Genomic DNA, 12205 nt, shown 5'->3' with positions numbered 1-12205 from the left:
TGCCGATGCGGCGGTGCGTCGCGGGCGCGCCGCGCCGAGTGGTAGGCATGTACCCATGAGCATCGCTGCCGCCTATGCCGTCTCCGCGCCCGATGGCCGGTTCTCCAAGCTCGCCATCGAACGCCGTGAGCTCGGTCCCCGAGATGTGCTGATCGATGTGAAATTCGCGGGCATCTGCCACTCCGACATCCACACCGCGCGCGATGAATGGGGCGGCACCCGCTACCCCTGCGTGCCCGGTCACGAGATCGCAGGTCTGGTCGCCGCGGTCGGCTCCGAGGTCACCCGGCACCGGGTCGGCGATCGGGTCGGCGTGGGCTGCATGGTCGATTCGTGCGGCGTCTGCGGGCCGTGCGTGGCGGGCGAGGAGCAGTACTGCGATCGCGGCGCGACCATGACCTACAACACCGCCGTGGCCCCGGAGGTCTCCCCCGCCGGATACACCATGGGCGGGTACTCCACCCAGGTCGTGGTGACCGAGGGGTTCGTGGTCGGCATACCCGAGGGCATCGGCCTGGACGAGGCCGCGCCGCTGCTGTGCGCGGGCGTCACGCTGTATTCGCCGCTGCGGCACTGGAACGCGGGTCCGGGTAAGCGGGTCGCGATCATCGGCATGGGCGGGCTCGGGCATGTGGGTGTGAAGATCGCCGCCGCCATGGGCGCGGAGGTGACCGTGCTGAGCCATTCGCTGAGCAAGCAGGCCGACGGTGAGCGCTTCGGCGCGCAGCACTACTACGCGACCAGCGATAAGCAGACCTTCCGGGACCTGCGCGGGAAATTCGATCTGATCCTGAACACCGTCTCGGCGGATCTGCCGATCGACAGCTATCTGAAGCTGCTCGCGCTGGACGGCACCCTGGTCATTCTCGGATTGCCCGAAAACCCTTTGAGCGTCAAACCTTTCACCATCGCGGGCTATCGGCGCTCACTCGCCGGATCCATGATCGGCGGTATCGCGCAGACCCAGGAGATGCTCAACTTCTGCGCCGAACACGGTGTCGGCGCGGAGATCGAGGTCATCTCCGCGGATCGCATCGACGAAGCCTATGACCGGGTGGTCGCCAGCGATGTGCGCTACCGCTTCGTCATCGACACCGCCACCATGTAGCCGGCCCCTCGTCATCCCGGCATGCTTTGGCCGGGATCCATACGGGCAGGGAATGCGCCGACCGTGCGGATCCCGGCCGAAAACGCGCCGGGATGACGGGGGCTGGCTCCGAGAACCGCGGGCCACGGCTACGTTTGCGGTGTGTCCGAAGAGGTGGGCGGCGCGCCGGACCCGGCGGCCGAGAAGAACGACGTATCCGAACAGCACACCGCGCCGCGTTCGCTGACCGTGGCGATTCCGGCCTGGCTGCCGCGCGCCTATCTGCTGGCGGCGGCCACCGTGGCCGGGATCGTCGTCACGTTCTGGTCCCTGCAGAAATTGCAGGGTCTGCTGACCGTGCTGGTGGTCTCGCTGTTCCTGGCCTTCGCCATCGAACCGGCGGTGAACCGGCTGGCCGCGCATGGCTGGCGGCGCGGACCGGCGACCGGCGCGGTCTTCCTCGTGGTGCTGGCCGCGGTGGTCGGATTCGTCTGGGCCATGGGCGATCTGGTGGTCGATCAGATCACCTCGCTGGTCAAGAACGCGCCGCACACCACCGAGGACGCGGTGGCCTGGATCAATCGCACCTTCCACACCGATCTCTCCGGTGCGGATATCACCGAGCGAGCCTCGCAATTGAGTTCGCGGCTGGAGTCCTGGCTGGTCGGACTGGCCGGGGATGTGTGGGGTATCGGCACCACCGCCCTGGGCGTGCTGTTCCAGGCGCTGGGCGTACTGCTGTTCACCTACTACTTCGCCGCCGACGGACCGCGCTTCCGCACCGCGGTCTGTTCGGTGCTGCCGCCGCAGCGGCAGCGACATGTCCTGCGCGCCTGGGATATCGCGGTCGACAAGACGGGCGGCTACCTGTATTCCCGTGCGCTGCTTGCGCTCTGCTCGACCATCGCGCATTTCGTGGCCATGCGGATTCTCGAAATCCCGTCGGCCATCGCGCTGGCGCTGTGGGTCGGCGTTGTCTCGCAGTTCATTCCGACTGTCGGCACCTATCTGGCGGGTGCGCTGCCGGTGGTGGTGGCGCTCGGGCAGAGTCCGCGCACCGCGCTGTGGATTCTCGGATTCATCGTGCTGTATCAGCAGTTCGAGAACTACGTGCTGCAACCACGCATCACCGCGACGACGTTGGATATGCATCCGGCGGTGGCCTTCGGCGCGGTGCTGGCGGGCGCGGCCCTGTTCGGGGCCACGGGAGCGCTGCTGGCCATCCCCGTCACCGCCACCGCACAGGCGTTCATCGGCGCGTACATCCGCCGCTACGAGGTACAGCTGCCGCCCGAGCCGCCCGCACCGCGACCGCGTAAACCGCTGTCCGAGCGACTCGGCCGGATCATGCCCGGGAAAAAGGGAATGGCCCCCGATAACGGCTGAACCCGAGCGCGGGCCGGAGGTGTCGGCGCGGCTACACACCGAGCGTGTATGCGGCGACAGAGAATTCCGGCGCGGATGAGCACCATTGCAGGCATCGAGAAACACCGCCCGGGACCAGGCAAGGGGAGCCGATCACATGACCACCACCGCGAAGCGCATCACCATCGCCCTGGCGGCGACCCTTGTTCATTCTCCCGTTCGGCGCGGGCGTGGCCGCGGCCATGCCCGCCGACACCGGTACCACCGCGGCCGGTGAAGCACCATCCCCGTCATCCCGGCGCGCTTTTGCCCGGGATCCACACCCACAGCGACACAGTCTATTTCGGTAGATTCCGGCCGAAAGCATGCCGGAATGACGGGATGACGTTGCGGCAGTAGCGAACCCGGGAGCAGCGGGGCTACCGGATCTCAATGAATGAGCATCGCGCTACTGCCCCGGGCGCTTTCTTTCTACTTCTGCCCCTGCTCGTGCAGGGCCTTCTTGGCGGCGTCCTGCACCTTGTCGACGTGTCCGGCGTACTTGCCCTCGGTGCGGTCGTCCACCAGATCGCCGACCTTGTCGATCAGCGGATCCAGTTTGTCCGCGTGCTCGCTCGCCAGTTCAGCGGCCTTGCCCGCCGCTTCCTTCAGATTGTCGAACAGACCCACCGTCGAACTCCTCATCTCGAATCAACCTCGGCCCCCAGGTTATCGGCCGGGACCGGGCGGACGGTGAGCGACGGGTGTGGGGTGCGCGACTCAGCGCGCGCCCGGGACTCAGCGCAGACTCTTCCAAGGCTGATCAGGATGTTCCTGATCAGCCTTGTGCTCGGCGCTCTCGCTGAACTGCTTCACATCCTCGGCCGGCTCCGGCTGATCACCCTTGCCCGTCGGATCCATCGGCGTCTCCTGTCTCGAAAGAACTGTGCCCGCAGGCTAATTCCGCTTTCGTGACAGGTTCGTGAACGTGCGCTACTCGGCCGCTTCGGCCTCCGCGGCCAGTGCCCGGCGGCGGACGCGGCGGGCGGCCGCGACCATATTGCGCAGGGACGGGTCCAGCTGCCAGTGGTGCCGGGTCTTGAGCCCGCCGTCCGGATTGGCCCAGAGGCGTTGCGGCGTCACGGCTTTGGCCGCGGCGGTGAGTGCCTCGTCAAGTTCGTCGATATCCGGGATGCGCGCCGACCGGGATTCGTACACGCCCGGGCCGACGCCGTGGGTGAGGCCGCGCCCTTCGGCATTGTCCTCTTCCAGGGCCTTGAGCACCCATTCGATGGAGCGGGTGGCCACGATCGCGGTCACGTCGGCATCGAGTTCCTCGATGGCCTGCACCACGTCAACGCGGCTGGAATAGCCGATGTGCGTGTGGATCTGGGTCTCGGGGAGCACACCGGAGGTGGCCAGCTTGAACGCACCGACCGCCCAGCGCAGGTATTCGGCGCGGCCCTTGACCCGCAGCGGCAGCAGTTCGCGAATGGACGGCTCGTCCACCTGGATGATGGCGATGCCCGCCTTCTCCAGATCCACCACTTCGTCCCGAATGGCAAGTGCCACTTGGTCCGCGGTTTCGAACAGCGGCTGGTCCTGGCGCACGAAGGAGCGCGCGATCATGGTGACCGGACCGGTGACCATACCCTTGACCGGTTTATCGGTGAGCGACTGCGCGTAGGTGGTCCACTCGACCGACATGGGGGCGGGGCGGGACACATCGCCGTACAGCACCGGCGGTCGCACACAACGGGATCCGTACACCTGCACCCAGCCGAAGCGGGTGGTGGCGAAGCCGTCCAGCTGCTCCGCGAAGTACTGGATCATGTCATTGCGCTCGTGCTCGCCGTGCACGAAGACATCGAGGCCGATGTCCTCCTGTAGTCGAATGGTGCCTTCGATCTCGGCTTCGATGCGCTTGCGGTAGTCGTCGTAGGACAGTCGGCCCCGGCCCAGCTCGTAGCGGGCCTGTCGACCGGCATTGGTCTGCGGGAAGGAGCCGAGCGTGGTGGCGGGCACCAGCGGCAGATTCAGCTTGGCCTGCTGTGCGACACGTCGCACCTCATAGGGCGCGCGCTCCCGCATTTCCGGCGTGATGTTGTAAACCCGCTGCCGCACAGCGTGTTTCTGCTTGAAGTGCACCGAGGTCGGGCGCTTGCGCCATTTCTCCGAAGGTCCTTCGGTGAGCGCCTTGGCCAGCGAAACCACCTCGAGGACCTTTTGTTTCGCGAAGGCGAGGCGGTCCGCGACGTGCTCCTCCAGATCGTATTCCACGAGCAGGTCGTAGGGCACGTGCAGCAGGGTCGCACCGGTGGAGACCACCATGTCCGGGCAGACCTTGGCCAGCTCGTTCAGGTATTCGAGGGCGACCACGCGGTCGGCGCGCCACACATTGGTGCCGCTGATGACGCCCGCGTACAACCGCTTACGGCCGATGCCGGGGATCTTCGCCAGATCTTCCGGGCGGATCCGATGGTTGGCCAGATCGAGTCCGATGGCCTCGACCTTGGTGCGCGCCAACGCTTCCAGGGCCTCGCCGAAATCGCCGTACTGGCCGGTGACGAGCAGACGCGGGCGCAGCGACGCCTTGGAGAGCCGGTGGTAGGTCTGCTCGAAGAGTTCGATGGTGGAGGGTGAGCGGTCGCTGGTGAAGCAGGGCTCATCCAATTGCACGCAGGTCGCGCCGCGCTTGGCCAGGATCTCGAAGAGCTCTTCGTACAGCGGGAGCAGCTTGTCCAGCAGCACCAGCTTGTCGAATTCGGTCTCACCGGGGACATGGCCGGTCTTGGAGAGCAGCAGCAGCGACAGCGGGCCGAGCACCACCGGGCGCAGTTCGATGCCCGCGGCCTTGGCGCGGTCGAACTCGTCGAGCAAAGCCTCGGGGTGCAAAGAGAATTCGGTATCGGCGTCCAGCTCCGGCTGGCGGTAGTGGTACGGCGTATTGAAGAACCGCACCAGCTCCAGCGGCGGCAGATCGGGCCGCCCGCGCGCCATCAGGAAGTAGAAGTCCAAGGGGTGCAAACCCTCGCGATGCGCCTCGAACCGCTTCGGGACCGCACCGAACAGCAGTGCGTTGTCGAGAATGTGGTCGTAGAAGGAGAAGGTATTGCCGGGCACCTGCGTCAAGCCGGTGGCGGCCAATTCGAGGTACTGGGTCTCCTGAATCTCGCGCCCGACCTCGAGCAGCGCTTCCCGGGAAAGCGTTCCGTGCCAATACGACTCGAGAGCACGCTTGAGCTCCCGGTGCGGGCCGACTCTCGGATACCCCAGAATGCTGGATCCGAAGCCATCGCTGACATTGACCATGTGCGGGACACTCCTTCCGAGCTGCCGGTCCGACTCGACCTATTTGCAGCTTATGCCCGTCGAAGGTGGACGCCGCCACATGCCCGGCGACGCGCACCTGGGTAAAGAACGCTGGGCGTCTCGAGCGTGGCCTTGTGTTCGAGAACGCGACAACTGATCTCACAAGGTCGGGGTAACTCGCCGGGGACGTCCAAATCGGTGTGGCACCAGACCGCCGCCACGCGTGTGGAACGCGTGACGGCTCTCAGCCGGGCGCTAGTTACGCGAGGCGGCGGGGGAGCTGTACTGGTAGAAGCCCGTGCCCGCCTTCTTGCCCAGGAGTCCGGCCTCGACCATGCGCATGAGCAGCGGCGGGGCGGAGTACAGCGGCTCCTTGAACTCGGCGTACATGGAGTCGGCGATGGACTTCACGGTGTCGAGTCCGACCAGGTCGGTCAGCGCCAGCGGGCCCATCGGGTGGGCGCAGCCCAGCACCATGGCCTTGTCGACGTCTTCCTTGGTGGCGAAACCGGATTCGACCATGCGGATGGCCGAGAGCAGGTACGGCACCAGCAGCGCGTTGACCACGAAACCGGAGCGGTCGGCCGAGCGCACGACCTGCTTGCCCAGCACGTCCGAGGCGAACTGCTCGGCGCGCTTGGAGACCGAGTCACTGGTCTTGAGCGTGGTGACCAGCTCGACCAGCGGCAGCACCGGGACCGGGTTGAAGAAGTGCATACCGACAACCCGCTCCGGGTTGCTGGTGGCCACGGCGATCTTCATGATCGGGATGGAGGAGGTGTTGGAGGCCAGCACCGCGTTCGGATCGGTGACGACCTTGTCGAGCTCGGAGAAGATGGCGGTCTTCACATCTTCGTTCTCCAGCACGGCCTCGACGACCAGCTGGCGGTCGGCGAAGTCGGCGAGATCGGAGGTGAAGCGCAACCGCCAGGCGGTCTGCTCCCGCTCGCGCTCGGAGATCTTGCCGCTGGACACCGCGCGGTCCAGCGACCGCAGGATGCGGGCACGACCGGCGGCGGCGAGTTCGCGAGTCTGTTCGAATACGAGCACATCGACGTGTGCCCGGGCACAGACCTCCGCGATACCCGCACCCATCTGACCGGCACCGATAATGCCGACGCGCTGAATCTTTTCGCTGCTCACGTCCCGCTCCTGCTGTTAGTTGGCCGTCGTGGCTCTGGGTGAAGGCGTCGAACCCGGTACGACCCTGCGCCTTCGTAAGGTCTTCTGTTCAAAGCTATATGACAACGCCCTCCCCGCCGGGGCTGTCGACGGGAAGGGCTCCGCCGCCTCTCCGCGACCTCAGCGCCCAGCTCAGAGCCGTTTACTGTCATGAACGCGTAGTGGCGGATAAGCGCGACAACAATTTTGGCCGTACCCCCGGAGTTACCCGGATCGCACGAAATCAGTTGTCGCGTTCTGTGCCATCAGTTTTCGAACTCCCCCGGGGCGGTGGAAGGTGTGATGCGACTACCGCCCCGGGGAAATCATCGGAACCGATTCAAGCTCAGTGGAACTGGCCCTCTTCGGTCGAACCCTTCAGCGCGGCGGTGCTGGTGTTGGGGTCCACGGTGGTGGCGATGGTGTCGAAGTAGCCGGCGCCGACCTCGCGCTGGTGCTTGACGGCGGTGAAGCCACGCTCGGAAGCGGCCTTGAACTCGCGCTCCTGCAGGTCGACGAAGGCGGTCATGCCCTCGCGGGCGTAGCCGTAGGCCAGGTCGAACATGCCGTAGTTCAGCGAGTGGAAGCCGGCCAGGGTGATGAACTGGAACTTGAAGCCCATGGCGCCGAGCTCACGCTGGAACTTCGCGATGGTCGCGTCGTCCAGGTGCGCCTTCCAGTTGAACGAAGGCGAGCAGTTGTAGGCCAGCAGCTGGTCCGGGAACTCGCCGCGGACGGCCTCGGCGAACTTGCGGGCGACCTCGAGATCCGGCACACCGGTCTCCATCCAGATGAGGTCGGAGTACGGGGCATAGGCCTTGGCACGCGCGATGCAGGGCTCGATGCCGTTCTTCACACCGAAGAAGCCCTCGGCGGTACGGGTGCCATCGAGGAACTCGCGGTCGCGCTCGTCCACATCGGAGGTGATCAGGGTGGCGGCCTCGGCGTCGGTGCGCGCGATGATGACCGACGGGACACCGGCGACGTCGGCCGCGAGGCGAGCCGAGGTCAGGGTGCGGATGTGCTGCTGGGTGGGGATCAGCACCTTGCCACCGAGGTGGCCGCACTTCTTCTCGGAGGCCAGCTGGTCCTCCCAGTGCACACCGGCGGCGCCGGCGGCGATCATGGCCTTCTGCAGCTCGTAGGCGTTCAGCGCGCCACCGAAACCGGCCTCGGCGTCGGCGACGATCGGGGCCAGCCAGTTGGCGACTGAGGTGTCACCCTCGACCTTGGCGATCTCGTCGGCGCGCAGCAGCGCGTTGTTGATGCGGCGCACCACGGACGGAACCGAGTTCGCCGGGTACAGCGACTGGTCCGGGTAGGTGTGGCCGGACAGGTTCGCGTCACCGGCGACCTGCCAACCGGACAGGTAGATGGCCTTGAGGCCCGCGCGCACCTGCTGCACGGCCTGGTTGCCGGTGAGGGCGCCCAGGGAGTTGATGTAGTCCTCGTTGTTGACCAGATCCCACAGGATCTCGGCACCACGGCGGGCGAGCGTGTGCTCCTCGACAACGGTGCCCTGCAGCTTCACAACCTGCTCGGCGGTGTAGCTCCGGGTGATGCCCTTCCAACGGGGGTTGGTATCCCAGTCGTTCTGGATCTCCGCAGCGGTCTTCGGGGTGCCGACAGTCGACATCTCTGACTCCACTTCTTCGTTCGGTCTCGGTTGCCCCGCCGGTCGAACCCTCTCGCGATGATTCGGACACTGCTGGAGCGGCAATTTGCAGGCTTGCTATGCCCGCGAGGTGTACTTCCACACGATGGCACAGGAAAAAATGTCCGTCTACCTGTTGCAAGTGTGAATCCCGGCTAGCTTTCGCGAGGCTTTTGCTAAACCTGCGAAATTTGCCTGCTAATAGCAGTCGGGGTTTCTACTTGCGAGTAGCTCTGACGTGCAGTTTTGCATAACGCCCGTACTGTTTGGGTGACGACGGCCACCGGCACGCGACGCGCCGATGTCCGGCGAGCTGTGAGCACCTTCACAATGGATTGTGATCTTGATGGATGTGGGGCGGGCCACCCGGGGTACCGGAAAGGCCCTAGTCTGGGCACGCGTCCAGCGCAGGTGCGACGTCAGAGGACATAAGGAGACATGGATGCGGAAACGAATGCTGTGCACGACGGCGCTGGCCGCCGCCTCGCTCGCCGCGCTGGTCAGCGCGCCGAGCGTAATGGCGGGGCCTGCCGTGACAATCGGGGCGGTGAGCGCGGTCGAACCACTCGCACCGGCCGCGACGCTCCCGGGATCGGCGCGCGCGGAGCGAATCCTCTACGGCAGCACCACCGCGAACGACCAACCGACAACCGCGAGTGCGGCGGTGTACTTCCCGCCCGGTGACGCACCCGCCGGCGGCTGGCCGGTGATCGCCTGGGCGCACGGCACCATCGGCCTCGGCGACGACTGCGCATACTCCATCGCCGGACCGGCCGCGCGCGAACGGGATTGGGCCTACCTGGGCACCTGGCTGAAGCAGGGCTACGCCATCGTGGCCGCCGACTACGCGGGATTGGGCACGCCCGGCGATCATCCGTACCTCAATGGCACGGTCGAGGCGCATAACGTCGTGGACGCGGTCAAGGCCGCGACCGGCCACTACTCCGCGCTGTCGAACAAATGGGTGGTGGTCGGCCAGTCCCAGGGCGGCGGCGCCGCGGTCTTCACCGCGCGCTACGCGACCGAATTCGGTGGACCGGGCCTCGATTACCGGGGTGCGGTCGGAACCGGCGTACCGGCCTATATCGAGGACATTCTGCTGCCGCTGGGACCGGGCGTGCCGCCGATCAAGCTGCCCGCGCACACCACCGGTTATGTGCTGTACATCCTGAACGGCCTGCGCACGACCTATCCGGAGCTGAATATCGAGTCCTATCTCAATGATTCGGGGCGGTACTGGCTCGAGCACGCCAACTCCTCCTGCCTGGAGTCCCTCGGCGAGGAGTTGACCGCGAACAATGTGGTGGTCGGCGACCTGTTCGCGCGCCCGCTGGCGCAGATCCCGGATCTGCAGGGAATGCTGGCGCGGGTGATGGGCCTGCCCGAATCGGGTTATGACAAGCCGCTTTTCCTGGGCCAGGGACTGCTGGACACCGATGTCGCCACTCCGGCGACGCTGGCGTTCGCGGCCAAGTTGCAGGCCGATGGGCAGCCGGTCACGCTGCATACCTATCCGACCAATCACGATGGCACGGTGAATGCCTCGCTGCCGGACTCGGTTCCGTTCGTGCGCAATCTCTTCGGCTGATCGGGCCGCCTTTCCGGCACGAATCTAGCATCGCTAGACAAGCTAGTAGCGTCACCGCTATGGTTGCTTCAGCTCCTAGCGATGCTAGATTTCAAAACGGAAGAGGCAACGACATGCTCATCACCATCGGCCAGATCCTCGCCATCGCCGCCGTGCTCGCCAATGGCGCGGTCTACGGCGCCGATATGTCGGCCGCGGTCATCACCCGCTCGGTCAACAAGCATCTGGACGATGCGGCCGTGACCGTCTCCGCCGGCTGGGGCCACTACTACGGCGATAGGCGGATGCCGGTGTTCGGTGCGGGCGGCGTCATCACCGCGGTGCTGACGACCGTGGTCGCCGCGGTCGCCGGACAGGTCGGTGCGGCCGTCGCGGCGGGTGTCGCGGTGCTGGCGCTGGTGAGCTGGCTCGGCGTCTACGTCCGGGTCGCCAAGCCGATCAATACCGCCCAGACCGCGGCCGCGCGGTCCGGCGTGATTCCCGCGAATGCCCGTGCGCTGCAGGATCGCTGGGAGAGCGTCCTGCCCTTGCGGGTCGGCCTGCAGGCCGTCGCGCTGGCCGCGCTGGGCACCGCCATCGCGCTGTTCTGACCCCTCGGAATTCCGGCGGCCCCGCACCTGCGGTGCGGGGCCGCGGTCGTACGCCTACTGTCCGGACGAGAGGTTCACCATCGGGGTGCGGGGACCTATCCGGCCTTGGCTATCAGGGCGGCTTGGGCGCGGGCGACGTCGCGGCCGACGGCGGCTTCGTCGATGGTTTGGATCTCGCCGTGGCGCACCACGATTCGCCCGTTCACCACCAGTGCCGCCAGGGGTGGAGCCGCGCCGAGTATGAGTGCGGTGACGGGGTCGTCGATACCGGCGTGCGCCGGGGTGGACAGGTTCCAGAGGGCGAGATCGGCGAGTTTGCCGGGTTCGAGGGAACCGATCTCGGTGGCGCGGCCGAGGATTCGCGCGCCGCCCATGGTGGCCATATCGAGAGCCGTACGCACGGACAGGGATTGGGGTCCGCCGCGCTGGCGGGCGAACAGCAGAGCGTTGCGCGGCTCCTCGATGAGTGAGCTCGCCTCATTGCTGGCCGCGCCGTCCACGCCGAGCCCGACCGCGACGCCCGCCGCGAGCAGGTCGGCGGTGCGGGCGATTCCGGCGCCGAGCCGTCCGTTGGAGGTGGGGCAGTGCGCCGCACCGGTGCCGCTGCGCGCCATGGTCGCGATGGCGGTGTCGTCGAGGTGGATGGCGTGCGCCCACCAGACGTCGGGGCCGATCCAGCCCAGCTGCTCCAGGTATGCGGCGGGCGTGACACCGTGCGTCTCGAGGCAGTACTCCTGTTCGTCCAGGGTCTCGGCGACATGGGTGTGCAGTCGAACCCCGAGTTCCCTTGCCAGCGCGGCGGATTCGCGCAACAGATCGGCCGTGACCGAGAACGGTGAGCAGGGCGCGAGCGCAATGCGCAGCATGGAGTCGAAGGAGTCGTCGTGATGGCGCGATACCGCCTCGGCGCTCGCGGTGAGAATGTCGTCGAGGCTTTCGATCACCGAATCGGGCGGCAGTCCGCCCGCGCCGGCACCCAGGTCCATCGAACCGCGACAGGGGTGGAAACGCAGCCCGACCTGCGCGGCGGCATCGATCTCGGCGGTGAGCAGATCACCGGCGTCGCGCGGGAAGACGTAGTGGTGATCGGTGGTCGTGGTGCAGCCGCTGCGCGCCAGCGAGGCGAGCCCGCCGGTGGCGGCGATCCGGGTGGCGTCCGCGTCGATACCCGCCCAGATCGGATACAGCGTGGTGAGCCATTCGAACAGCGTGGCATCGGGCGCCAGCCCGCGCGTCACCCACTGGTAGAGGTGGTGGTGGGTATTGATCAGGCCCGGCGTGAGCAGACAGCCGCGCCCGTCGATGCGGACGGCCCCGGGCGTCTCGGGCGCGCGACCAGCCCCGACGGCCTCGATTCGATTGCCGCGCACCACGATATGCCCGTCGCTGTATTCGGCGCCGGTCGCGTCCACGGTGGCGATGGCGCAGCCGTCGATGACCAGGGTGACTTCCGCCGCATCGCGCATGGG

At 66.7% G+C, this 12205-nt stretch carries 10 protein-coding genes; 4 read left to right on the top strand and 6 right to left on the bottom strand.

Annotated elements, in window-relative coordinates:
- Window positions 1-55: 55 nt before the first annotated feature.
- Both NA10_RS15985 and NA10_RS15980 read left to right on the top strand, forming a co-directional pair.
- Window positions 56-1108: an NAD(P)-dependent alcohol dehydrogenase gene (locus NA10_RS15985; protein ID WP_067568630.1), complete on the top strand. Its 1053-nt coding sequence runs from the start codon at window positions 56-58 to the stop codon at window positions 1106-1108.
- Window positions 1109-1249: 141 nt separating this feature from the next.
- Window positions 1250-2473 (top strand): AI-2E family transporter, encoded by a 1224-nt coding sequence (locus NA10_RS15980; RefSeq protein ID WP_245677345.1) that lies wholly within the window; start codon window positions 1250-1252, stop codon window positions 2471-2473.
- 450 nt (window positions 2474-2923) lie between these two features.
- Here NA10_RS15980 and NA10_RS15975 read toward each other — a convergent pair whose 3' ends face one another.
- From NA10_RS15975 to aceA, 5 genes are all read right to left on the bottom strand, one after another.
- Window positions 2924-3136 carry an antitoxin gene (locus tag NA10_RS15975; protein WP_084514752.1) on the bottom strand — a complete coding sequence of 71 codons (213 nt, stop codon included), beginning with the start codon at window positions 3134-3136 and terminating at the stop codon, window positions 2924-2926.
- Between the two features lie 93 nt (window positions 3137-3229).
- On the bottom strand, window positions 3230-3352 hold the full coding sequence (locus NA10_RS39155; protein WP_281180188.1) for a hypothetical protein: 123 nt from the start codon (window positions 3350-3352) through the stop codon (window positions 3230-3232).
- Between the two features lie 72 nt (window positions 3353-3424).
- On the bottom strand, window positions 3425-5743 hold the full coding sequence (metE, locus tag NA10_RS15970; protein ID WP_067568628.1) for a 5-methyltetrahydropteroyltriglutamate--homocysteine S-methyltransferase: 2319 nt from the start codon (window positions 5741-5743) through the stop codon (window positions 3425-3427).
- Between the two features lie 255 nt (window positions 5744-5998).
- The gene (locus NA10_RS15965; protein WP_067568627.1) at window positions 5999-6886 is read right to left on the bottom strand and encodes a 3-hydroxybutyryl-CoA dehydrogenase; all 888 of its coding nucleotides are present in this window, start codon (window positions 6884-6886) and stop codon (window positions 5999-6001) included.
- A 364-nt stretch (window positions 6887-7250) separates the two neighbouring features.
- Window positions 7251-8540, bottom strand: coding sequence for an isocitrate lyase (gene aceA / locus NA10_RS15960; protein WP_067568626.1), 1290 nt, complete (start codon window positions 8538-8540; stop codon window positions 7251-7253).
- 460 nt (window positions 8541-9000) lie between these two features.
- Between aceA and NA10_RS15955 the strand changes: the two genes are divergently transcribed.
- Both NA10_RS15955 and NA10_RS15950 read left to right on the top strand, forming a co-directional pair.
- Complete coding sequence (locus NA10_RS15955) at window positions 9001-10146, top strand: lipase family protein (protein WP_067568625.1); 1146 nt, start codon at window positions 9001-9003, stop codon at window positions 10144-10146.
- A 113-nt stretch (window positions 10147-10259) separates the two neighbouring features.
- Window positions 10260-10736, top strand: a complete 477-nt coding sequence (locus tag NA10_RS15950; protein ID WP_067568624.1) for a DUF1772 domain-containing protein — start codon at window positions 10260-10262, stop codon at window positions 10734-10736.
- Window positions 10737-10831: 95 nt separating this feature from the next.
- On the opposite strand, the gene NA10_RS15945 is transcribed toward NA10_RS15950, so the two are convergent.
- Window positions 10832-12202 carry an 8-oxoguanine deaminase gene (locus NA10_RS15945; RefSeq protein WP_067568623.1) on the bottom strand — a complete coding sequence of 457 codons (1371 nt, stop codon included), beginning with the start codon at window positions 12200-12202 and terminating at the stop codon, window positions 10832-10834.
- Between the last annotated feature and the right edge of the window lie 3 nt (window positions 12203-12205).

Origin of the sequence: Nocardia acidivorans NBRC 108247 (genome assembly GCF_001625085.1) — a bacterium.
Taxonomy (GTDB): Bacteria; Actinomycetota; Actinomycetes; order Mycobacteriales; family Mycobacteriaceae; genus Nocardia; species Nocardia acidivorans.
Note: the sequence above shows the minus strand (reverse complement) of the source record. Positions and strands in the feature narration are given on the sequence as shown.